The sequence below is a fragment of the Streptomyces sp. NPDC002564 genome (assembly GCF_042889645.1).
Lineage (GTDB): Bacteria > Actinomycetota > Actinomycetes > Streptomycetales > Streptomycetaceae > Streptomyces.
In genome coordinates this window covers 319,823-342,393 of record NZ_JBIARE010000007.1, presented here as the reverse complement: position 1 = coordinate 342,393, position 22,571 = coordinate 319,823, and the positions used below count along the sequence as shown (strand labels likewise).

Genomic DNA, 22,571 nt, shown 5'->3' with positions numbered 1-22,571 from the left:
CGTGGGGTGCGGCCGCGTACCCCAGTCTGCGGTCCCGCGCGGGATCTCCGCGCGGGCGGACGTCCGCGGGCGCGTGTCGGCGCGAGTCAGACGGCGATCGCCGCGCCCGTCACGCGCACGCGCGGTTCGCCGGCCCGCAGGTCCACCTCCAGCAGCGACGGGCGCCCCATGTCGTGCCCCTGGTGGAGCGTCAGGGTCGCGTCGGCGGGGACCAGGCCGAGCTCGCGGGCGTACGCGCCGAAGGCCGCGGCCGCGGCGCCCGTCGCCGCGTCCTCCACCACTCCGCCCACGGGGAAGGGATCGCGGACGTGGAAGACGGTCCCGGACGCGCGCCACACCAACTGCACGGTGGTCAGGTCGAGTCGGTGCATGAGGTCCAGCAGGCGGTCGAAGTCGTACGCCAGGTCGGCGAGCCGCTCGCGGGTGGCGGCCGCCAGGACGAGGTGGCGGACCCCGGCGTACGCGATCCTCGGCGGCAGGGCCGCGTCGAGCTCGTCGGCCCGCCAGCCGAGCGCGGCCAGCGCCTCCGCCACGACGTCCGGCGCCGCGTCGTGCACGGCGGGCGGCACGCTGGTGAGGGTCGCCTTGAGCACGCCGTCCTCCCGTACGACGCTGACGGGCACCCGGCCCGCCGACGTGTGGAAGACGTAGTCGCCCGCGCCCAGCCGCTCGCCGAGCGCCACCGCGGTGGCCACCGTGGCGTGGCCGCAGAAGCCGACCTCCGCCTTGGGGCTGAAGAACCGCAGCGTGAAGGAACGGGAGTCGGACGGGTCGGGGCCGGGCGTCACGAAGGCCGACTCCGAATAGCCGAGTTCGGCGGCGATCCCCACCATCCGCTCGTCGTCCAGCGCGGAGGCGTCCAGGACCACTCCGGCGAGATTGCCGCCGGCCGGGCTGGTGGTGAAGGCGGTGTAGTGCAGGACGTCGGGGGTGAGGGGAGTGTCCGTGACGGCGTCGCGGCCGGCGGCGGAGGTCTGCGCGTGGTCGGTCATGGCAGGTGGGGCCCTTCTGGGAGTGGACGGTCCGGGAGTGGATGGGTGGGGGCTGTCCGAATGCGGTCTGTCGGGGACAGGAGGAGAGGACTGAGTGGGCGAGGCGCGAGGCGCGGGGCAGGTGGATTACCCGGCCGCGGCGTGCGGCGCCGTCGCGGTGCGCCGGGTCGCCACCGCGAGCACCGCTCCCGTCGCGAACGCCCCCGCCGCCACGCACGCCGACAGCCGCAGCCCCGCCGTGAAGCCGGCCGACGCCGTGACGAACGTGCCGAACAGGGCCACACCGATGGCGCTGCCGATCTGACGGGAGACGTTGAAGACGGCCGAGGCGATGCCCGCGCCCGACGCGGGCGCGGCGTCCACGATGGCGGCGGTCGCGGCGAGGGCCGTCGTCGTCTGGCCGAGGCCGGTGGCCGCCAGGGCGAACAGCAGGACGGGGTACGGGGTGTCCGGTCCGGCGGCGAGCCAGCCGAGGAAGCCGAGGGTGCCGAGCACGAGCCCCGCGGCCATCGGGACGTACGGGCCGGTGCGGGCGGCCACCCGGCCGAACAGCGGCGCGGCGATCAGGCCCATGCACACCGACGGCAGCAGGGCCAGGCCGGTGGCCAGGGCGCTGAAACCGCGTTCCTGCTGGAAGTACAGGGTGACGAGGAAGAGCATGCCGTAGTAGCCGAGGCTGATCAGCAGGCCGACGGCGGCGGTGGCGGCGAAGGAGCGGGCCCGGAACAGGGACGGCGGCAGCAGTGGCGCCCGGCGGCCACCGGCCGACGCCCGCGCTTCGAGGGCGCGCTCCACCGCGGCGAAGGCGGCCAGCGCGGCGACGCCGACGCCGAAGGCGCAGAGCACCGGGGGAGAGGTCCAGCCGCGCGGGCCCGCCTCGTTGAGTCCCGCGGCCAGCGCGACCAGGCCGACGATGCCGAGCGCCTGGCCGAGCGGATCCGCCTGCGGCGCGCGGTGCCCCGCGCGGGCGGCGGCCGACGGGATGTGCCGCAGCGTCAGGGCGACGGCGAGGGCCGCGACGGGCAGGTTCACCCAGAACACCGAACGCCAGCCGGCGCCGGACCCCGAGACCAGCAGCCCGCCGACCACCGGCCCCGCGCCGAACGCCACCGAGGCGACCGCGCCCCAGACGGCCACGGCACGGGCCCGCACCGCCCGGTCGGGGTAGGTGGCCCGGAGCAGGCCGAGGGACGCGGGCACCAGCAGCGCCGCGCCGGCCCCCTGCGCCAGCCTGCCCGCGACGAGCGCCCCCGCCGATCCGGCGGACCCGCAGGCCAGCGAGGCGAGGGTGAAGACGGCGAGCCCGGCCAGGAACGTCCTGCGGTGCCCGATCCGGTCGGCGAGCGTGCCGCCGAGCAGCAGCAGTCCGGCGAAGACGGTGCTGTAGCCGTCGATGATCCACTGCAGCGCGGCGGCGCGGGCGCCGAGCGAGACGCGGATGTCCGGCAGGGCGACGTTCACCACGGTGACGTCCAGCATGACGAGGAAGTAGCCGAGGCTGAGCGCGATGAGCGGGGCGAGGGCGAGCGGGGGCTTCCCACCGCCCGCTTCCCGCTCGACCCGCACGTTCCGGGGGTGACCGAGGTCCGTTGTCGTCATGCCCAGATCCTCGGGCCCGGATGCTTCGTCGTACGTCAAAATGTCGTCGTCGTACGCTGGGCTCATGCCGAACACCGCCGGCTCCGCCCCCGGCGGTGAGCCGCTCAAGCACCAGACCGACATCGCGCGGGCCGCCGCCCTGATCGCCGACCCCTCGCGGGCCCGGATGCTCAAGTGCCTGTCCGACGGCCGGGCGCTGCCCGCGGGCGCGCTCGCGGGGGAGGCGGGGGTCGGCGCCGCCACGGCCAGCGTGCATCTGGCCAGGCTGGTCGAGGGCGGGTTCGTCACCGTCGAGCCGCGGGGGCGGCACCGCTACTACCGGCTCGCCGGGCCGGACATCAGTGCCGCCCTGGAGGCCCTCGCGGTGATCGCGCCGCCGCTGCCCATCACCTCGCTGAAGCAGAGCAACCGCACCCACGCCCTGCACATCGCCCGCACGTGCTACGACCACCTGGCGGGGCAGCTCGGCGCCGGTCTGATGCGCGCGCTGCTGGACCGCGGCGTGCTCACCGGCCACGACGGCGTCCACCGTGCCGGGCGGGCCGCGCACGACCGGCCCGCCTCCTACGGGCGCGACGTCACGTACGAACTCACCGGCACGGGCCGGGAGCGGCTGCGTGAACTCGGCGTCGACGCCGACCGGTTGCCGCCGCGCAGGCCCGCCATCCGCTACTGCGTCGACTGGAGCGAGCACCGCCACCACCTGGCGGGCGGGCTCGGGGCGGCGCTGACGGCCCGCCTGTTCGCGCTGGAGTGGGTGCGGCGGGGCGTCGGCCCGCGCGTGGTCCACCTGACCGACGAGGGGGCCGCGGGGCTCGAACGGACCCTGGGCCTGGTCCTGTCCTGACCCGGCCCCGGTGACCTCCGCGCACCGCCGTCCCGCCCGGCGGCGCCCCGTTCACCGCCAGTCCGGCGAGCCCGCCGTCGGCGACACCGCGCCCTCGGTCCTCGGGGGCGGCCCCCACTGGTCCACCCTGCGCCACCCATTGACCCCTCATGTTCACCAACTTAGCCTCCATCTTCATACGTAGACACCATCTGCATATGGAGACGGGGCTCATGAAACGGATCGGCGACGCGGCGGCCCGCAGCACGGTCAAGCGGCTGCGCGCGGGGATGACGGGCGGGGTGCTGTCCTTCCCCCTCACGAGCTTTCGGAGCGACGGCGGCCTCGACGTGGCGGCCTACCGCACCTATCTGACCGGGCAGTTGGCCGCCGCACCCGGCGCGGTCTTCCCCGCCTGCGGCACCGGCGAGTTCTTCTCGCTGGACGAGGACGAGTACCGCGCGGTCGTCGAGGCCACCGTCGACGTCGCCGCCGGGCGGCTGCCCGTCGTCGCGGGCGTCGGCTACGGCTGGGCGCAGGCCCGCCGCTTCGCCCGGATCGCCGAGGAGTCGGGCGCCGACGCCCTGCTGGTCCTGCCGCACTACCTGGTCGCCGCCCCGCAGGACGGCCTGGTCGAACAGTTGCGCCGGATCGCCGAGGGCACCGCGCTGCCCCTCATCGCCTACCAGCGCGACCAGGTCGCCTTCACCGTCGAGGGGCTGCGCCGGATCGCCGGGATCCCGAACGTCATCGGCCTCAAGGACGGCCACAGCGACCTCGACCGGCTCCAGCGCCTGACCCTCACGGCACCCGACGGCTTCCTCTTCTTCAACGGCGCCGCCACCGCGGAGATCCAGGCACGCGCGTACGCCGGAGTCGGTGTGCCCGCCTACTCGTCGGCCGTGCACGCCTTCGCCCCCGAGATCGCGGACGCCTTCTTCGCCGCCCTGCGCGACCGCGACGACGCCCGGGCCGACCGGCTGCTGCGCGACTTCTACGTCCCCCTGGTCGAACTCCGCGACCGGGTGCCCGGCTACGGGGTCTCGCTGGTCAAGGCCGCCGCCCGGCTCCGCGGCCTGCCGGTCGGCCCGGTCCGCGCCCCGCTCACCGACCCGGGACCCGCGGACCTCGCGGAGCTGGAGGAGATCGTCGGCGCGGGCCTCGACCTGGTCGGCGCCCCGTAACGCGCCCCGGCGCCCCCTTCCCACCGGCCCCCTCCCCACCGGTCCTTCCCCCGCCGACTCCCTTCCCCGACAAGGAAACGCGACCGACATGACCCAGCCGACCGTCACCGAATTCGCCGTCTTCCCCGTGGCCGGGCGCGACTCGATGGAGCTGAACCTCTCCGGCGCCCACGGCCCGTACTTCACCCGCAACATCGTCGTCCTCAAGGACTCCGACGGCCGCACGGGCCTCGGCGAGGTGCCCGGCGGCGAGCGGATCACGCGGACCCTCCGCGACGCCGCGCCGCTCGTCCTCGGCGCGCGGACCGGCGACTACAAGCGGGTGCTGCGCGCCGTCGGCGACCGCTTCGCCGACCGCGACGCCGGCGGCCGCGGCGCCCAGACCTTCGACCTGCGCACCACCGTGCACGCCGTCACCGCCGTCGAGTCGGCGCTGCTCGACCTCCTGGGCCAGCACCTCGACGTGCCCGTCGCGGCCCTCCTCGGCGACGGTCAGCAGCGGGCGTCCGTGCGCGTGCTCGGCTACCTCTTCTACGTCGGCGATCCCGGCCGCACCGACCTGGACTACGTGCGCGAACCGGACGCGGACGTCGACTGGTACCGCCTGCGGCACGAGGAGGCCCTCACCCCGGAGGCGATCGTGCGGCAGGCGGAGGCGGCCCACGCGCGGTACGGCTTCCGTGACTTCAAGCTCAAGGGCGGGGTGCTGGCCGGTGCCGAGGAGGTCGCCGCGGTCCGCGCCCTCAAGGACCGCTTCCCCGAGGCCGGGATCACCCTCGACCCGAACGGCGCCTGGTCGCTGCGCGAGGCCGTCGAGCTGTGCGCCCCGCTGGTCGGCACGCTCGCCTACGCCGAGGACCCCTGCGGGGCGGAGGGCGGCTACTCGGGGCGCGAGATCCTCGCCGAGTTCCGCCGGGCCACCGGCCTGCCCACCGCGACCAACATGATCGCCACCGACTGGCGCCAACTCACCCACGCCCTGGCGCTGCAGTCGGTCAACATCCCGCTGGCCGACCCGCACTTCTGGACGCTGCAGGGCTCGGTGCGCGTCGCCCAGCTGTGCCACGCGATGGGCCTGACCTGGGGTTGTCACTCCAACAACCACTTCGACATCTCCCTCGCCATGGTCACCCACTGCGGCGCCGCGGCCCCCGGCGACTACAACGCGCTGGACACGCACTGGATCTGGCAGGAGGGCCTGGAGCGCCTGACGACCGACCCGCCCCGCATCGTCGACGGGGAGATCGCCGTCCCGGACGCCCCCGGCCTCGGCGTCACCCTGGACGAGGAGCGCCTGCGCGCGGCCCATGAGCTGTACCGGAGCAAGGCCCTGGGGGCCCGGGACGACGCCATCGGCATGCGCCACCTCGTGCCGGGCTGGCAGTTCGACGCGAAGCGCCCGAGCCTGGTCCGCTCCGGGGGCTGACCGGTCACCCCGCGCGCGGGGTGACCGGAGGGGGTGAAGTGGATACGGTCGGGGCAGTGCTGACGAGCAGCACGCACGCGTGGACGGGGCCCCGCCGGGGCCCTGTTGTGATGCCGGGGCCCCGGGGGCCGGGTCCCGGCAGAAGGAGGCCGTCCGTGAGCGAGAACCAGCCCCCGGCCGTACGCCAGGCCGTCGTGCCCGCCGTCGGGGCGGGCACCGCCGGTCTGTCCGTCGACGCGGTGTGGTCGGGGGAGGAGGCGCTGCGGGTGGAGGCCCGTTCGCTGCGGGAGCGGGTGGCCGGCCTGGAGAAGCAGGTGCGGGCCCGCACGCGGGTGGCCTTCGCCCAGGGAGTGCTTGTGGGCCGGTACGGACTGGCCGACGCGCAGACGGCGTTCACCGTGATGCGGGACGCCTCCCAGCGCTCCAACATCAAGCTGCACCAGATCGCCGCCGCGCTCACGACCACGGGCGAGCCCGAACCGGGCGCCCCGGTGTGGTTCCCCGGCCGCACCCGCACGCCCCCGCCCTCCCTCGCGGCCCTGCACGCGGGCAAGCTCGACGCGAAGAACCAGGCCGAGGTGCTCGACGCGGCGCTCGACCGGGTGCGGGAGATCGCGGGCGGGGACGCGGGCAACGCCCAGCTGGCCGAGGCCGGCGTGCTGCGCATGGAGAGACACCAGGGCCACCCGCAGGCCTTCACGGACTACTTCGCGTTCGTCGAGGACGGCACGTCCTGCTCGCGGGCCGCGGCGGCGGCCCAGCAGGTCACCGTGCGCGACGTCGCCACCACCGGCATCTTCGACGACGAGACCCGCCAGGTGATCCTCGCGAGCGGCAGCCGGGCCTGCCACAGCGTCCCCCTCAGCGGCACGGACGGCGTCGTGCGCGGCGTGATCTCCAGCCACCACGCCCGCCCGGTGGAGGGCTTCTCCCAGACCCAGCTGTCCGCCCTGGAACGCATCCAGCAGACGGTCGGGCCGTGGCTGGAGTGGCACAGCAGGACCGTCGTCCTGGACGCGCTGGAAGACCTGCACCGCAGCGCGATGGACGCACGCACGGACGCCTGAGACCGCCGCGACCTACGGCGGGGGCAGGCCCTTCGGGCCGCTTCGGCCCGAAGGGCCCGGGCGGGCTGTGGTCCCAACCCGCATGGTTCCGGAGTAACCAGCAGAGGCGATCTCATGCCCGTTCCCGTCGTCCGGCTTCGGCGTCCGTGCTGCCGCGTCAGCCCCGCAGCTCCGGGGGAAAACCCGTCCAGTGCAGGTCCTCGGGCAGGTGGCGCAGGTCGTTGTAGAACACGATCGTCGCCGGGCGGCCGGGGGCGTAGCGGATGAGGGTCAGCGCCGCGTTGCAGTGGTTCAGGCCGAGCCAGCGGTGCGGTGGGGCCTCCAGGGCCTCCCGGACCAGCCAGGCGACGAGGAAGTTGTGCGTGACGAGCAGCTCGTGGCGCGGCTCGTCGCCGGGGACCGGGCCCGTGAAGCGGGCGAGCGCCTCGCGGGCGAGGGCGGGTCCCGCCGTGCGCTCCTCCTCGGGGAAGGCGGCCAGGCGCTCCAGGGTCGCGTCCGCCGTCTCCGGGGGCAGTTCGTCCCTGCCCGGGACGTAGGGGAGGTAGTCGCCCGCGGCGGCCGAGCGGTGCACGGGGACGCCGTCGAGGCGATCGGCCGCCAGGAGCGCGGTCTGTTCGGCGCGGGGCAGCGGACCGTGGTGGATCGCCGACAGGGGGATGTCCCGCAGGCGCTCGCCGAGCAGCGCCGCCTGGCGCCGGCCCTTCGCCGTCAGGCCGCTCTCGTCGGGCGTCGCCTCGCCGTGCCGGGTGACGTACAGGTGCCGGGTGGCGGTGCCGGAGGAGGGCGGGGCGGGCGCGGGCGGTCGGCCGGGGGTCGGGGCGGTGCCGGTCATGGTGCGGGCTCTCCTCGCGTCGGTCGTGGCGTGGGCTCGTAGCCTCAAGTGACGTGATCACGCCCGGTCCGGTTCCGTCGCCGACGCGCGACCCGGCCGCGTACGTACAGTGGCGGGGAGCGATCGACAAGGAGTGCGACATGGCTGCCGACGGCACCGCGGGGAACGACCGGACCGAGGAGACCGAGGGGGCCGGCCGCACCGGCGCGCCGCCGTCGCGGGCGCTCGCGGGCCTCGACGCGATCAAGGACGGCCTCGCGGACCTCTACCGTGACCTGCACGCCCGCCCCGAGCTCTCCTTCGAGGAGCACCGCACCGCCGCGGAGGCGGCCCGCCGCGCCGCCTCGTACGGGTACGAGGTCACCGAAGGCGTCGGCGGGACCGGTGTCGTCGCCGTCCTGGAGAACGGGCCGGGGCCCACCGTCCTGCTGCGCGCCGACATGGACGCGCTGCCCGTGACCGAGCGCACCGGACTGCCCTACGCCTCGCGCACCGAGGGCGTCATGCACGCCTGCGGCCACGACATGCACGTCACCTGCCTGCTCGGCGCCCTGCAGCTGCTCGCGGACGCGCGCGCCGACTGGTCGGGGCGGATCGTCGGTGTCTTCCAGCCCGCCGAGGAGATCGCCCAGGGCGCCCAGGTGATGGTCGACGACGGGTTCTACGCGCGGTTCGGCACCCCGGACGTGGTCCTCGGGCAGCACGTCGCGCCGTTCCCCGCCGGGCTCGTCGGCGTGCACGCGGGGCCCGCCTTCGCGGCGACCGACGCGCTGCGCGTGCGGCTGTTCGGCAAGGGCGCGCACGGCTCGCGGCCCGAGGCGTCCATCGACCCCGTGGTGATGGCCGCGTCGACCGTGATGCGGCTGCAGACCATCGTGTCGCGGGAGATCGCGGGCACCGAGACGGCGGTGGTCACCGTCGGCTCGCTGCAGGCGGGCACGAAGGACAACATCATCCCCGACGAGGCCGAGCTGAAGGTCAACATCCGGACGTACACGCCCGAGGTGCGCGCCCGGGTCCTCGCGGCCGTCGAGCGGATCGTCAAGGGCGAGGCGGCCACCGCGGGCGCGGAGAAGGAACCGGAGATCACGGAGATCGACGCGTTCCCGGTGCTCTGCAACGACGCGGCCGCCGTCGAGCGGACGGCGGCCGCGATCGGGGACGTCATCGGCGCCGACCGGGTCCTCGACCCGGGTCCGGTCACCGGCAGCGAGGACGTCGGGCACTTCGCGACGAGCGCGGAGCGCGACATCCCGCTCTGCTACTGGCTGTTCGGCGGGGCCGACCCGGAAAAGGTCGCCGCCGCGCAGCGGGGCGGCACCTTCGAGCGGGACATCCCCTCCAACCACTCGCCCTTCTTCGCGCCGCTCGTCGAGCCGACCCTGTCCACCGGGGTCACCGCGCTGACGACGGCCGCACTGGCCTGGCTGGACGGCGCCCGCCCGGCGAAGTGACGGCCGGGCGCCCGGCGGTGACGGGGGCTCAGCCCTCGTCGCCGCCGTCCTCCAGGTCGCCTTCCGTCTCCAGGTAGGCCTGGCGCAGCGCTTCGAGCACCGCCGGGTCCGGCTTGGCCCACATGCCGCGCGACTCCGCCTCCAGGAGGCGTTCGGCGATGCCGTGCAGCGCCCAGGGGTTGTTCTCCTGGAGGAACTGACGGTTCGTCGGGTCCAGCACGTACGTCTCGGTGAGCTTGTCGTACATCCAGTCGGCGACGACGCCCGTCGTGGCGTCGTACCCGAACAAGTAGTCCACGGTGGCGGCGAGTTCGAAGGCGCCCTTGTAGCCGTGGCGGCGCATCGCCTCGATCCACTTGGGGTTGACGACGCGGGCGCGGAAGACCCGGCTCGTCTCCTCCACCAGCGTGCGGGTGCGGACCGTCTCGGGGCGCGTCGAGTCGCCGATGTACGCCTCCGGGGCGGTGCCCCGCAGCGCGCGGACGGTCGCCACCATGCCGCCGTGGTACTGGAAGTAGTCGTCCGAGTCCGCGATGTCGTGCTCGCGGGTGTCGGTGTTCTTCGCGGCGACCGCGATGCGCTTGTACGCGGTCTCCATCTCGCCGCGCGCGGGCCGGCCCTCCAGGCCGCGGCCGTAGGCGTAGCCGCCCCACACCGTGTACACCTCGGCGAGGTCCGCGTCCGTGCGCCAGTCGCGGGAGTCGATGAGCTGCAGCAGGCCCGCGCCGTACGTGCCCGGACGCGAACCGAAGATGCGGGTGGTGGCCCGGCGTTCGTCGCCGTGCTCGGCCAGGTCGGCCTGGGTGTGGGCGCGGACGTAGTTGTGCTCGGCGGGCTCCTCCAGCGAGGCGGCGAGCCGCACCGCGTCGTCGAGCAGGCCGATGGTGTGCGGGAACGCGTCGCGGAAGAAGCCCGAGATGCGCAGCGTCACGTCGATGCGGGGGCGGCCGAGCTCCTCGTACGGGACGGCCTCCAGGCCGGTGACCCGGCGCGACGCGTCGTCCCAGACGGGGCGGACGCCGAGCAGCGCCATGGCCTCGGCCACGTCGTCGCCCGCGGTGCGCATCGCGCTGGTGCCCCACAGGGACAGGCCCACGGAGGTGGGGTAGTCGCCGTTGTCCGACCGGTACCGCTCGACCAGGGAGTCGGCCAGGGCCTGGCCGGTCTCCCACGCGAGGCGGGAGGGGACGGCCTTGGGGTCGACCGAGTAGAAGTTGCGGCCGGTCGGCAGGACGTTGACCAGGCCGCGCAGCGGGGAGCCCGAGGGGCCCGCGGGGACGAAGCCGCCGCGCAGCGCGTGCACCGCGTGGTCGAGCTCGGCGGTGGTGCCGGCCAGCCGCGGGACGACCTCGTGGGCCGCGAACTCCAGGACGGCGGCGACCTGTTCGCCGTGGCCCGCGGCCACCGAGGCGACCGCCGCCGGGTCCCAGCCCGCGTCGTCCATGGCCTGCACCAGGGCGCGGGCCTTCTCCTCCGCCTCGTCGGCGGTGACCCGGGTCGCCGCGGACTCGTCGAGGCCGAGCGCCTCGCGCAGGCCGGGCAGCGCGGCCGTGCCGCCCCAGATCTGGCGGGCGCGCAGGATCGCCAGGACGAGGTTGACGCGGTCGGCGGCGGCCGGGGCCTGGCCGAGCACGTGCAGTCCGTCGCGGATCTGGGCGTCCTTGATCTCGCAGAGCCAGCCGTCGACGTGCAGCAGGAAGTCGTCGAAGCCGTCGTCCTCGGGGCGCTCCTCGAGGCCGAGGTCGTGGTCCAGCTTCGCGGCCTGGATGAGCGTCCAGATCTGCGCGCGGATCGCGGGCAGCTTCGCCGGGTCCATGGAGCTGATCTGCGCGTACTCGTCGAGGAGTTGCTCCAGGCGCGCGATGTCGCCGTAGGAGTCGGCGCGCGCCATCGGCGGCACCAGGTGGTCGATGAGCGTGGCGTGCACGCGGCGCTTGGCCTGCGTGCCCTCGCCCGGGTCGTTGACCAGGAAGGGGTAGATCAGCGGCAGGTCGCCGAGCGCGGCGTCCGGGCCGCAGGCCGCCGACAGGCCCGCGTTCTTGCCGGGCAGCCACTCCAGGTTGCCGTGCTTGCCGAGGTGGATCATCGCGTCGGCGCCGAAGCCGCCGTCGGCCGCGGGGGCGGCGATCCAGCGGTAGGCGGCCAGGTAGTGGTGCGAGGGCGGCAGATCGGGGTCGTGGTAGATCGCGATGGGGTTCTCGCCGAAGCCGCGCGGCGGCTGGATGAGGATCAGCAGGTTCTCCCGGCGCAGGGCCGCGAGCACGATGTCGCCCTCCGGGTCGCCGCCCCGGCCCACGCGGGACGTGTCCAGGAACATCGTGCCCGGCGGGGGACCCCAGTGGCCCTCGACGGACTCCCGCAGCTCCGCGGGGAGCGTGGCGTACCAGCGCTTGTAGTCGGCGGCCGGGATGCGCACCGGGTTGGCGGCGAGCTGCTCCTCGGTGAGCCACTCCTGGTCGTGGCCGCCCGCGTCGATGAGCGCGCGGATCAGCTCGTCGCCGTCGCCGGAGACCAGGCCGGGCAGGTCGGCCTCGGGGCCGAAGTCGTAGCCCTCGGCGCGCAGCCTGCGCAGCAGCGCGACGGCGGACGCGGGGGTGTCGAGGCCCACCGCGTTGCCGATCCGGGAGTGCTTCGTCGGGTACGCGGACAGCACCAGGGCCAGCCGCTTGTCGGCCGCCGGTATGTGCTTGAGGCGGGCGTGCCGTACGGCGATGCCGGCGACCCGGGCCGCGCGCTCGGCGTCGGCCACGTACGCGGGCAGGCCGTCCTCGTCGATCTCCTTGAACGAGAACGGCACGGTGATCAGGCGGCCGTCGAACTCCGGCACCGCGATCTGGCTCGCGGCGTCCAGCGGCGAGACGCCCTCGTCGTTCTCCTCCCAGGAGGCGCGCGAACCGGTCAGGCACAGCGCCTGCAGGATCGGTACGTCCAGGCCGGTCAGGGCGCCCGCGTCCCACGACTCGTCGTCGCCGCCCGCGGAGGCCTCGGCGGGCTTGGTGCCGCCGGCCGCGAGGACCGTCGTGACGATCGTGTCGGCGGCGCGCAGCGTGTCGATCAGCTCGGGCTCGGGGGCGCGCAGCGAGGCCACGTACAGCGGCAGGGGCCGCGCCCCCGCGTCCTCGATCGCGCCGCACAGCGCGTCCACGAAGGCGGTGTTGCCGCTCATGTGGTGGGCGCGGTAGTAGAGCACCGCCACCGTCGGGCCCTCGACCGGGCGCGCGGTGCGCTCCAGCGGGCCCCAGGACGGGGCGGGCGCGGGCGGCTCGAAGCCGTGGCCGGTGAGCAGCACGGTGTCGGAGAGGAAGCGGGCGAGCTGCTCCAGGTTCGCCGGTCCGCCGTGCGCCAGGTAGGCGTGGGCCTCGGCGGCGATGCCGACCGGCACGGTGGAGGAGGCCATCAGCTGGGCGTCGGGCGCCTGTTCACCGGTGAGCACGACGACCGGGAGGCCGGTGCCGATGAGCTGGTCCAGGCCGTCCTGCCAGGCGCGGACACCGCCCAGGAGGCGCACGACGACGAGGTCGGCGCCGTCGAGCAGGGCGGGCAGCTCGGTGAGGTCGAGGCGGGCGGGGTTGGCGAACCGGTAGTCGACCGGGCCTCCCGCCGCGCGGGCGCTGAGCAGGTCGGTGTCGGAGGTCGACAACAGCAGAAGCATGCGGGCGCAGGCCTTCCTCGGGGTGTCCGCGCCCCGGGTGGTCGTATGGACGGCAGGAGTTCCTGGCTCGCCCCACACGGGGTGGGGTTCACAGTGGCGGGACCGCGCCGGATTCGCACCGGGCTTCCTCCCTCGGGTCCTGGTGGACCCACGCCGTCGCTGGCGTCGGCGGTCCGATGAGCGGACCGCCGCCTGCATAGTAAGTCCTGCCCGTCGCCGGTGGGGCGGGCACCTGCCGGGACGACCCGTCTCGCCGGGCGCCCCGCCGGATCCGCGTGGGTATGCTCGCCGCCATGCCGCCCACCCGAGCACCCTCCCCAGACCAGGGCGAATCCCTCATACGCGACCGGGGTGACGCCTGCCCCGGAGCCCTTCGCCTGCACCGCGCCGACGACGGCCGACTGGCCCGCCTCCGGCTGCCCGGCGGGCTTCTGACGTCCCGTCAGGCCGCCGTGCTGGGCACCGCGGCGGAGCGTCTGGCGGACGGGAACCTCAGCATCACCTCCCGCGGCAACATCGAGCTGCGCGGCCTCGGCGAGAGCTGCGGCGGCGAGCTCTCCCGGCTGCTCGCGGACGCCGGCCTGCTGCCCTCCGAGCGGCACGAGCGCGTCCGCAACATCGTGGCGTCCCCGCTGGCGGGAACCGACGGACTCGGCCACGCCGACCTGCGGTGGTGGGTCCGTGAGCTGGACGCGCTGCTGTGCGCCGAGGAGTGGACGACGGACCTCTCCGGCCGCTTCCTGTTCGCCCTGGACGACGGGCGCGGGGACGTGGCCCGGCTCGGCGGCGATGTGACCTTGATCGCAGAATCGGGCGGCACGGCGGTCGTCCGGCTCGGGGGCCGCGCCTTCCGGGTGGCTGCCGCGGACGCGCCGCGCGCCGCCCTCGCCGCCGCCGGGGCGTTCCGCGCCGCCGCGGGCAACGGCGCCTGGCGGGTGGGGGAACTGCCCGGCGGGCACCCCGTGGACGTAGCCGGGGCCCTGGCCCAGGCGGGCGTCGACGCCGGTCCTGCCGAGGCGTGGGCCGTCTCCCGGAGCGCCCCGCCGGCCCCCGGCGTCGTCGGCCGCGCCGTGGCCGTCCACGCCCGGCTCGGCCGGGTCACCGCAGCCCAGTGGCGCGCCCTGCTCCCCCTGCCCGCCGACGAACTGCGCGTCACCCCGTGGCGCGGCTTCGTCCTGCCCGGCTTCGCCGACGGGGCGGACGCCCGCGCGCGACTGCGCGCACTGGCGGACGCCGGATACCTGACCACCGCCGACTCGCCCTGGCTGGGCGTGGGCGCCTGCACCGGCCGCCCCGGCTGCGCCAAGTCCCTCGCCGACGTCCGCGCGGACGCCGTGCCCGGCGCCGGCGGGCTGCCCGTCCACTGGTCCGGCTGCGAACGGCGCTGCGGCCACCCGCGCGGCGACTGGGTCGACGTCCTCGCCACCGGCGACGGCACCTATGAGGTGACGGTGCGCGTCCCGGGCGAGGAGTGGACGCCCGTCACGGGCGGCACCTTGACCGAGACGGTCACCACGGCACGTACCACTCCGACAACGACGGCCACGAAATGAGCGAGAGCACAGTGTTCGACTACGAGAAGGACGGCGCGGCGATCTACCGCGAGTCCTTTGCCACCATCCGCGCGGAGGCCGACCTCGGCGGTCTGCCCGCCGACGTCAGCCAGGTCGCGGTCCGGATGATCCACGCCTGCGGGATGGTCGACCTCGTGCAGGACCTCGCGTACAGCCCGCGGGTGATCGCCGACGCCCGCAAGGCGCTGCGCGACGGCGCGCCGATCCTGTGCGACGCGAACATGGTCGCCAGCGGCGTCACCCGCAAGCGGCTGCCCGCCGACAACGACGTGATCTGCACCCTGGCCGACCCGTCCGTGCCCGACCTCGCGGCCCGCCTCGGCACCACCCGCAGCGCCGCCGCCCTGGAACTGTGGCGCGACCGCCTCGACGGCTCGGTCGTCGCCATCGGCAACGCGCCCACCGCGCTCTTCCGCCTCCTGGAGATGATCGAGGAGGGCGCGCCGCGTCCGGCCGCCGTGCTCGGCATCCCGGTCGGCTTCGTCGGCGCGGCCGAGTCCAAGGACGCCCTGGCCGCGCACGCCTCGGGCCTGGAGTACCTGGTCGTCCGCGGCCGCCGGGGCGGCAGCGCCATGGCCGCGGCGGCGATCAACGCGATTGCGAGCGAGTCGGAGTGAACACCGCACAGCAGCAGGGCAGGCTCTACGGCGTCGGGCTCGGGCCCGGCGACCCGTCGCTGATGACCGTCCGCGCCGTCGAGGTGATCGCCGCCGCCGACGTCGTCGCGTACCACTCGGCCCGGCACGGCCGTTCCATAGCGCGCTCGATCGCGGCGGCGCACCTGCGCGCCGACCACATCGAGGAGGCGCTGGTCTACCCCGTCACCACGGAGACCACCGACCACCCCGGCGGCTACCGCGGGGCCCTCGACGACTTCTACGAGGAGGCCGCGGCCCGGCTCGCCGCCCACCTCGACGCGGGCCGCACGGTCGCCGTCCTCGCCGAGGGCGACCCGCTCTTCTACGGCTCCTACCAGCACATGCACAAGCGCCTGGCGCACCGCTACCCGACCGAGGTGATCCCCGGCGTGACCTCGGTCAGCGCGGCGGCGGCCCGCCTCGGCACCCCGCTGGTGGAGGCCGAGGAGGTGCTCACCGTGCTGCCCGGCACGCTCCCCGAGGAGGAGCTCGCCGCGCGCCTCGCGGCGACGGACTCGGCGGTCGTCATGAAGCTGGGCCGGACGTTCGGCACGGTGCGCGGCGCCCTGGAGCGGGCGGGCCGGCTCGACGAGGCCCGCTACGTCGAGCGGGCCACCATGGCGGGCGAGCGCACCGGCATGCTCGCCGAGGTGGACCCGGACTCGGTGCCGTACTTCTCCGTGGCGGTGCTGCCGAGCCGGGTGGCGCCGCTGACCGGCGGCCCCGCGCCGGAGCCGGTTTCGGGGACCCCGGAGCGGGGCGAGGTCGTGGTGGTCGGCACGGGGCCCGCGGGGCCGCTGTGGCTGACGCCCGAGACGCGCGGGGCGCTGGCCGCGGCGGACGACCTGGTCGGCTACACCACGTACGTCGACCGGGTGCCGCACCGCCCCGGACAGCGGCGGCACGGCTCCGACAACCGCGTCGAGTCCGAACGCGCCGAGTTCGCCCTGGAGCTCGCCCGGCGCGGGCGGCGGGTGGCCGTCGTCTCGGGCGGCGACCCCGGCGTCTTCGCGATGGCCACGGCCGTCCTCGAGGTCGCCTCGCAGGACGCGTACGCGCAGGTGCGGGTCCGGGTGCTGCCCGGGGTGACCGCGGCGAACGCGGCGGCGGCCCGCGCGGGCGCGCCGCTCGGCCACGACTACGCCACGATCTCCCTCTCCGACCGCCTCAAGCCGTGGGAGGTCATCGCGGAACGGCTGGCCGCCGCCGCCTCCGCCGACCTGGTCCTCGCGCTCTACAACCCCGGTTCGCGCAGCCGTACCTGGCAGGTGGGCAAGGCCCGCGAACTCCTCCTCGAACACCGGGCGCCGGACACCCCGGTCGTCCTCGGCAGGGACGTCGGCGGCCCCGGGGAGAGCATCAGGACCGTCCGCCTGGCCGACCTCGACCCGGCCGAGGTGGACATGCGCACCCTCCTGATCGTCGGCTCCTCACAGACCCGCTGGGTCACCCGGCGATCCGGCGAGGAACAGATCGTCTGGACCCCGAGGCAGTACCCGGAGCCGCCGGGGACCCCGCAGCACCCCTAGGGGCGCGGGGAATTGCGCGACCGGCCTACGCGCCCCGGCGTCCTTCGCCGAGGAGGCGGCGGACCCAGTCCGCCGCCTCCTCGGGCGTGGCGACGACGGTCCCCGCCTCCGGCACGGCGGGCCGCCGGACGACGACGACCGGCACCCCCGCCTCGCGCGCGGCGACCAGTTTCGGCGCCGTCGCCGCACCCCCGCTGTCCTTGGTCACCACGACGTCGATCCGGTGCTCGCGCAACAGCGCCCGTTCCCCGTCCAGCGTGAACGGCCCGCGGTTTAGGAGGACCTCCGTGCGCGCCGGGTACGGCGGCTCGGGCGCGTCGACGGAGCGTACGAGGAACCACAGGGCGGCGAGCTCCTCGCCCGCGAACGCGGCGAGGCCCATCCGCCCGGTGGTCAGGAACACCCGCTCGCCCAGCGCGGGCAGCGCCCGCGCCGCCTCCGCCAGGGAGCCGACCGGGTGCCAGTCGTCGCCCGCACCCGCGACCCAGCCGGGCCGCCGCAGGGCGAGCAGGGGAACATGGGCGAGCGCGGCGGCCGTCGCCGCGTTGAACGAGATCGTCCCGGCGAAAGGATGGGTGGCGTCGATGAGCGCGTCCACGCCGTGCCCGCGCAGCCAGGCGGCCAGCCCCTCCGCCCCGCCGAATCCGCCGACGCGGACCTCGCCCGGCGGCATCCGGGGCGCCGCGACCCGCCCCGCGAGGGAGCTGGTCACCCGCGGCCCCGGCGTCCGGGCCAGCAGTTCCGCCAGGCGGCGGGCCTCGGTCGTTCCCCCCAGAATCAGTACGTGCACGGAGTTCGGTTTCCTTCATGAGTGAGGCAAGTGGGGCCACGGGCGGGCGCAGCGCCCAACTCAAGCACACCGGTCTGCGGCCCGGCTGGACGACCGGCGCCTGTGCGACCGCCGCCACCACCGCCGCGTACACGGCGCTGCTGACCGGCGACTTCCCCGACCCGGTGACGATCACCCTGCCCAAGGGGCAGACCCCCGCCTTCGCGCTGGCCGCCGAGGAGCTGGGCGCGTCGCACGCCATGGCGGGCATCGTGAAGGACGCGGGCGACGACCCGGACGTCACGCACGGCGCCCTGGTGCGGTCCACGGTGCGGCGGCTGCCGCCCGGCTCCGGGGTGGTCTTCAGGGCGGGCCCCGGCGTGGGCACCGTCACGCGGCCCGGGCTGCCCCTGGACGTCGGCGAGCCCGCGATCAACCCCGTGCCGCGGCAGCTGATGCGCGACCACGTGGCGCTGGTGGCCGGGCGCGCCGGGGTCGCCCCGGACGTCGAGATCACCGTCTCCGTCGACCACGGCGAGGAGATCGCCCGCTCCACCTGGAACCCGCGCCTCGGCATCCTCGGCGGCCTGTCCGTCCTCGGCACCACCGGGGTCGTCGTGCCCTACTCCTGCTCGGCGTGGATCGACTCGATCCGGCGGGGCGTGGACGTGGCGCGGGCGGCGGGGCGCACGCACGTCGCGGGGTGCACGGGCTCGACGTCGGAGAAGACGGTCGTCGCCGAGTACGGGCTGCCCGAGGACGCCCTCCTGGACATGGGGGACTTCGCGGGCGCGGTCCTCAAGTACGTGCGCCGCCACCCCGTGGACCGCCTCACGATCTGCGGCGGCTTCGCCAAGCTGTCCAAGCTGGCGGCCGGTCACCTGGACCTGCACTCGGCCCGCTCCCAGGTCGACAAGGGCTTCCTCGCGGAGCTGGCCCGCCGGGGCGGCGCGTCCCCGGCGCTGGCCGCACAGGTCGCCGGGGCCAACACGGGCCTCGCGGCACTGCAGCTGTGCGCGGCGGCCGGCGTGCCGCTGGGCGATCTGGTCGCCGCGCGGGCCCGCGACGAGGCGCTCGGCGTGCTGCGGGGCGCGCCGGTGCGGGTGGACGTCCTGTGCATCGACCGGGCGGGCAACGTGGTGGGGCGCGGCGCCCTCGGATGAGGCGGCGCGGCCGGGGCCGTCAGCAGACGTGACGGTCCCGCTCCGCCGAGTACAAGTGACTGTCGCGGAACTGCGAGGCCCCCAGCGTCCGCCCCACCATGATGACGGCGGTCCGCACGATTCCGGCCTCCTTCACCTGCCCCGCGATGGACCCGAGCGTGCCGCGCAGGACGACTTCGTCGGGGCGGCTCGCGAGGGCGACCACGGCGGCCGGGCAGTCGGCGCCGTAGTGCGGGAGGAGTTCGTCGACGACGCGGTCCACGTAGCCGGCGGCCAGGTGCAGGACGAGGAGGGCGCCGCTGCGGCCGAGCGTGTCCAGGTCCTCGCCCGCGGGCATGGCCGTCGCGCGCTGCGCGATGCGGGTGAGGATGACCGTCTGGCCGACGGTCGGCACCGTCAGCTCCCGCTTCAGCGCGGCCGCCGCGGCGGCGAACGCCGGTACGCCCGGCACCACTTCGTAGGGCACCCCGGCCGCGTCCAGCCGCCGCATCTGCTCGGCCACCGCGCTGAACACGGACGGGTCGCCGGAGTGCAGCCGCGCCACGTCGAGGCCCTGCGCGTGCGCGTGCGTCAGCTCCGCGACGATCTCGTCCAGGGTGAGCTGCGCGGTGTCCACCAGGCGGGCCCCGTCCGGGCACTCGGCGAGCAGCTCGCGGGGCACCAGGCTGCCCGCGTACAGGCAGACCTGGCAGGCGGCGATCCGCCGGGCGCCGCGGACCGTGATCAGGTCGGCGGCGCCGGGTCCCGCGCCGATGAAGTACACGGTCATCGTTCTTCTCCAGACTTGGTGACGGACCATTGGGTGACCGGCATGGCCTGCCGCCAGCCGGTGAAGCCGCCGACGGGGACGGCCTGCGCGACCGCGAGCCGCACCAGCTCGCCGCCGTGCCGCCGGTACCACTCGGTGAGCAGTGCCTCGGACTCCAGCGTCACGGTGTTGGCGACCAGCCGCCCGCCGGGCGCGAGCGCCGCCCAGGCCGCGTCGAGCAGGCCGGGCGCGGTCAGGCCGCCGCCGACGAACACGGCGTCCGGCGCGGGCAGTCCGGCCAGCGCCGCGGGCGCCGCGCCGGTGACGACGCGCAGCGCGGGCACGCCGAGCCGCTCGGCGTTGCGGGTGATGCGCTCCGCGCGCACCGGGTTCTTCTCGACGGTGACGGCACGGCAGGCCGGGTGCGCCCGCAGCCACTCCACGGCGATCGAACCGGAGCCGCCGCCCACGTCCCACAGCAGTTCGCCGGGCGCGGGGGCCAGGGCGGCGAGGGTGGCGGCGCGGACGTACCGCTTGGTGAGCTGCCCGTCGCTCTCGTACGCGGTGTCGGGCAGGCCCGGCACGACGCCGAGGCGCGGCGCGCCGGGGGAGCGGCGGCACTCGACGGCGACCACGTTCAGGGCGGCGCCGGGCGCGTGCGACCAGGCGTCGGCGATCCCCTCGTGCGACGACTCGGCGTCCCCGCCGAGCTGTTCGAGGACGCGCAGCCGGCTCGGGCCGAAGCCGTGGGCGCGCAGCAGGGCGGCGACCTCGGCGGGGGTGGCGGCGTTCGCGCTGAGCACGAGGAGGCGGCGGCCGTCGTGCAGGGCCGCGGCCAGCCGGGCCGCGGGACGGCCGACGAGCGTGACGACCTCGGTGTCCTCGACGGGCCAGCCGAGGCGCGCGCAGGCGAGCGAGACGGAGGAGGGGTGCGGGAGCACGCGCAGCGCGGCGGCGCCGAGTTCCTCGGTCAGGGCGCGGCCGATGCCGTGGAACATCGGGTCGCCGCTGGCGAGGACGGCGACGCGGCGTCCGGCGTGCGCGGCGAGCAGCCGGGGCACGGCGGGCCGCAGCGGGGAGGGCCAGGCGACCCGCTCGCCCGGGCACGCGGCGGCGGGCAGCAGGTCCAGCTGGCGGGGGCCGCCGATGAGCACGTCGGCCTCGGCGAGCGCCGTGCGGGAGACGGCGGGGAGGCCGTCCCAGCCGTCCGCCCCGATCCCGACGACGGTCACGGCCGGGGTGCCTGCGGGCGATGCGGGGGTCACTGCTGGTACCTGACCTCGGGGTTTCGGGAAGGTTTGCGCAGCCGCACTCTACTGGGGACCGGGCGGCGTACCCTTATTGCGAACTACTTGCAATAAGCCGTGCGGCCGTCCCGCGCGGCCCCCTGGGCAGAAAGGCCACCCCCCGATGGGCTCTCCCGTGGTGCTCGGCATCGAGTCGTCCTGCGACGAGACGGGCGCGGGCCTCGTCCGCGACGGACGGCTGCTCGGCCACGCGGTGGCCTCCAGCATGGACGAACACGCCCGCTACGGCGGCGTCGTGCCGGAGATCGCCGCCCGCGCCCACGTCCACGCGCTGACCCCGGTCGTCCGCCGCGCCCTGGACACCGCAGGACTGCGGATGTCCGACGTCGGCGCGGTCGCCGTGACCACCGGGCCGGGCCTGTCCGGCGCCCTCCAGGTCGGCCTCGCCGGCGCCAAGAGCCTCGCGTACGCCCTGGACGTGCCGCTGTACGGCGTGCACCACCTGGCCGGGCACGTGGCCGCCGACACCCTGGAGCACGGCCCGCTGCCGGACCCCTGCATGGTCCTGATCGTCTCCGGCGGCCACACCTCGCTGCTTCTCGTGCGCGACCTGGCCCGCGACCCGATCGTCCACCTCGGGGACACCCTCGACGACGCGGCGGGGGAGTGCTTCGACAAGGTCGCGCGGGTCTTCGGGCTGCCCTACCCGGGCGGTCCCGCGATCGACCGGGCCGCGCGGGACGGCGACCCGGCCGCGGTGTCCTTCCCGCGCCCGCTCACCGGGCCGCGCGACGCCCCGTACGCCTTCTCCTTCTCCGGCCTGAAGACGGCCGCCGCGCGCTGGGCCGAGGGGCACGCCGGGCGCGCCCTGCCGGTCGCCGACGGGGCGGCCTCGCTCCAGGAGGCCGTCGCCGACGTGCTGACCCGCAAGGCGGTCGCCGCCTGCCGCGAGCACGGCGTCGGCACGCTCGTCGTGGTCGGCGGCGTCGCCGCGAACTCCCGGGTGCGCGCGCTCGCCGAGGAGCGCTGCCGGGCGGCGGGCATCGCGCTGCGCGTCCCGCCGCTGCGGCTGTGCACCGACAACGGCGCGATGATCGCGGCGGTCGGCGACCTGCTGGTGCGCGCGGGCGCCGGGCCCGCGCCGCTGGACGTCTCGATCGACCCGTCGGCGCCGCTGGAGTTCGCCTCGCTCAACCCGGTCGGCCGCTTCGGCCGGGCGGTGGCCGCGTGAGCGGCGCGGCCGTCGTCCGGCGGGTCACCGGCACCGAACTGCGCACGTGCTGCGCGCCGGGCGTACGGGCCGTCTATGCCGCCGCGTTCGGGCAGCCGCCCTGGAACGAGGAACCGGCCGCGGCGGACGCCTATCTGGAGCGGCTCGCCGCCGACGCCGCGCGGCCCGGGTTCACGGCCGCGGTCGCGTTCGACGGCCCCGGGACCTGCTCGGGGAGCGACGGCCCGGCGCCGCGCGCCATCGGCTTCGCGACCGCCTGGGCGACCGAGGCGCCGCTGCCCGACAGCCGTTCCTACCCCCAGGTGGCCGCCGCGCTCGGTGCCGCGCGCACCGAGGAGTGGCTGCACGGCGCCCGCCAGATCGACGAACTGGCCGTGCGGCCCGACGCCCACGGCCTCGGCGCGGGCCGCGCGCTGCTCGCCGCCGTCACGCGTGACGCGCCGGACGGCCGGTGCTGGCTGCTGACCTCGGCGCAGGCCGTCGACGCGGTGCGGTTCTACCGGCGCGTGGGCTGGCACCAGGTCACGCACCCCGCCGAGGGCGGCCGGGGCGTGGCGGTGTTCCTGGGGCCCGACCACCCGGCCGCCGCCGCGTCGCGGGACACGGGCGAGGAAGCACCGGCACGATTTACTTAGCTTAG

General features: G+C 75.8%; 18 protein-coding genes and 1 riboswitch. Of the genes, 11 read left to right on the top strand and 7 right to left on the bottom strand.

Annotated elements, in window-relative coordinates; translation table 11 throughout:
• Positions 1 to 86: 86 nt before the first annotated feature.
• Together ACFYXE_RS25645 and ACFYXE_RS25640 are read right to left on the bottom strand one after the other, a co-directional pair.
• Positions 87 to 992, bottom strand: a complete 906-nt coding sequence (locus ACFYXE_RS25645) for a PhzF family phenazine biosynthesis protein (RefSeq protein WP_389316005.1) — start codon at positions 990 to 992, stop codon at positions 87 to 89.
• A gap of 126 nt (positions 993 to 1,118) precedes the next feature.
• Positions 1,119 to 2,591, bottom strand: a complete 1,473-nt coding sequence (locus ACFYXE_RS25640) for an MFS transporter (protein WP_389316003.1) — start codon at positions 2,589 to 2,591, stop codon at positions 1,119 to 1,121.
• A 64-nt stretch (positions 2,592 to 2,655) separates the two neighbouring features.
• On the opposite strand from ACFYXE_RS25640, the gene ACFYXE_RS25635 reads away from it, so the two are divergent.
• The 4 genes from ACFYXE_RS25635 (at position 2,656) to ACFYXE_RS25620 (ending at position 7,094) form a co-directional block, all read left to right on the top strand.
• Complete coding sequence (locus ACFYXE_RS25635; RefSeq protein ID WP_389316001.1) at positions 2,656 to 3,438, top strand: ArsR/SmtB family transcription factor; 783 nt, start codon at positions 2,656 to 2,658, stop codon at positions 3,436 to 3,438.
• 212 nt (positions 3,439 to 3,650) lie between these two features.
• Entirely contained in the window at positions 3,651 to 4,601 is a 951-nt protein-coding gene (locus tag ACFYXE_RS25630) for a 5-dehydro-4-deoxyglucarate dehydratase (protein ID WP_389315999.1), read from the top strand.
• An 88-nt stretch (positions 4,602 to 4,689) separates the two neighbouring features.
• The gene (locus ACFYXE_RS25625) at positions 4,690 to 6,027 is read left to right on the top strand and encodes an enolase C-terminal domain-like protein (protein ID WP_389315997.1); all 1,338 of its coding nucleotides are present in this window, start codon (positions 4,690 to 4,692) and stop codon (positions 6,025 to 6,027) included.
• A 155-nt stretch (positions 6,028 to 6,182) separates the two neighbouring features.
• On the top strand, positions 6,183 to 7,094 hold the full coding sequence (locus tag ACFYXE_RS25620) for an ANTAR domain-containing protein (RefSeq protein WP_389315995.1): 912 nt from the start codon (positions 6,183 to 6,185) through the stop codon (positions 7,092 to 7,094).
• A 157-nt stretch (positions 7,095 to 7,251) separates the two neighbouring features.
• Here the strand turns inward: ACFYXE_RS25620 and ACFYXE_RS25615 are convergent, their stop codons facing one another.
• A complete protein-coding gene (locus tag ACFYXE_RS25615) occupies positions 7,252 to 7,926 on the bottom strand; it encodes a histidine phosphatase family protein (protein ID WP_389315993.1) in 675 nt (224 codons plus the stop codon).
• 140 nt (positions 7,927 to 8,066) lie between these two features.
• Between ACFYXE_RS25615 and ACFYXE_RS25610 the strand changes: the two genes are divergently transcribed.
• Entirely contained in the window at positions 8,067 to 9,380 is a 1,314-nt protein-coding gene (locus tag ACFYXE_RS25610; protein ID WP_389315991.1) for an amidohydrolase, read from the top strand.
• Positions 9,381 to 9,408: 28 nt separating this feature from the next.
• Here ACFYXE_RS25610 and cobN read toward each other — a convergent pair whose 3' ends face one another.
• Positions 9,409 to 13,032, bottom strand: a complete 3,624-nt coding sequence (gene cobN / locus ACFYXE_RS25605; RefSeq protein ID WP_389315989.1) for a cobaltochelatase subunit CobN — start codon at positions 13,030 to 13,032, stop codon at positions 9,409 to 9,411.
• A 37-nt stretch (positions 13,033 to 13,069) separates the two neighbouring features.
• A riboswitch (cobalamin riboswitch) is annotated at positions 13,070 to 13,190 on the bottom strand.
• A 123-nt stretch (positions 13,191 to 13,313) separates the two neighbouring features.
• Here cobN and ACFYXE_RS25600 point away from each other — a divergent pair.
• From ACFYXE_RS25600 to ACFYXE_RS25590, 3 genes are read left to right on the top strand one after another with little or no spacing between them, the layout of a single operon-like run.
• Positions 13,314 to 14,585, top strand: coding sequence for a cobalamin biosynthesis protein CobG (locus ACFYXE_RS25600; protein WP_389316279.1), 1,272 nt, complete (start codon positions 13,314 to 13,316; stop codon positions 14,583 to 14,585).
• Positions 14,582 to 15,223: a precorrin-8X methylmutase gene (locus ACFYXE_RS25595; protein WP_361164569.1), complete on the top strand. Its 642-nt coding sequence runs from the start codon at positions 14,582 to 14,584 to the stop codon at positions 15,221 to 15,223. Before ACFYXE_RS25600 ends, ACFYXE_RS25595 begins: the two co-directional genes overlap by 4 nt.
• On the top strand, positions 15,220 to 16,773 hold the full coding sequence (locus ACFYXE_RS25590; RefSeq protein WP_361164572.1) for a precorrin-2 C(20)-methyltransferase: 1,554 nt from the start codon (positions 15,220 to 15,222) through the stop codon (positions 16,771 to 16,773). Before ACFYXE_RS25595 ends, ACFYXE_RS25590 begins: the two co-directional genes overlap by 4 nt.
• A 25-nt stretch (positions 16,774 to 16,798) precedes the next feature.
• On the opposite strand, the gene ACFYXE_RS25585 is transcribed toward ACFYXE_RS25590, so the two are convergent.
• Complete coding sequence (locus ACFYXE_RS25585) at positions 16,799 to 17,563, bottom strand: cobalt-precorrin-6A reductase (RefSeq protein WP_389315986.1); 765 nt, start codon at positions 17,561 to 17,563, stop codon at positions 16,799 to 16,801.
• A 17-nt stretch (positions 17,564 to 17,580) separates the two neighbouring features.
• Here ACFYXE_RS25585 and ACFYXE_RS25580 point away from each other — a divergent pair, with 17 nt between their 5' ends.
• Positions 17,581 to 18,705, top strand: coding sequence for a cobalt-precorrin-5B (C(1))-methyltransferase (locus ACFYXE_RS25580; protein WP_361164578.1), 1,125 nt, complete (start codon positions 17,581 to 17,583; stop codon positions 18,703 to 18,705).
• 19 nt (positions 18,706 to 18,724) lie between these two features.
• Here ACFYXE_RS25580 and cobM read toward each other — a convergent pair whose 3' ends face one another.
• Complete coding sequence (cobM, locus tag ACFYXE_RS25575) at positions 18,725 to 19,474, bottom strand: precorrin-4 C(11)-methyltransferase (RefSeq protein WP_361164581.1); 750 nt, start codon at positions 19,472 to 19,474, stop codon at positions 18,725 to 18,727.
• Complete coding sequence (gene cbiE, locus ACFYXE_RS25570) at positions 19,471 to 20,718, bottom strand: precorrin-6y C5,15-methyltransferase (decarboxylating) subunit CbiE (protein WP_389315984.1); 1,248 nt, start codon at positions 20,716 to 20,718, stop codon at positions 19,471 to 19,473. The genes cobM and cbiE overlap by 4 nt, the downstream gene beginning before the upstream one ends.
• Positions 20,719 to 20,863: 145 nt before the next feature.
• On the opposite strand from cbiE, the gene tsaD reads away from it, so the two are divergent.
• Positions 20,864 to 21,931 (top strand): tRNA (adenosine(37)-N6)-threonylcarbamoyltransferase complex transferase subunit TsaD, encoded by a 1,068-nt coding sequence (gene tsaD / locus ACFYXE_RS25565; RefSeq protein ID WP_389315982.1) that lies wholly within the window; start codon positions 20,864 to 20,866, stop codon positions 21,929 to 21,931.
• Complete coding sequence (locus ACFYXE_RS25560; RefSeq protein ID WP_389315980.1) at positions 21,928 to 22,566, top strand: GNAT family N-acetyltransferase; 639 nt, start codon at positions 21,928 to 21,930, stop codon at positions 22,564 to 22,566. Before tsaD ends, ACFYXE_RS25560 begins: the two co-directional genes overlap by 4 nt.
• Positions 22,567 to 22,571: the final 5 nt, after the last annotated feature.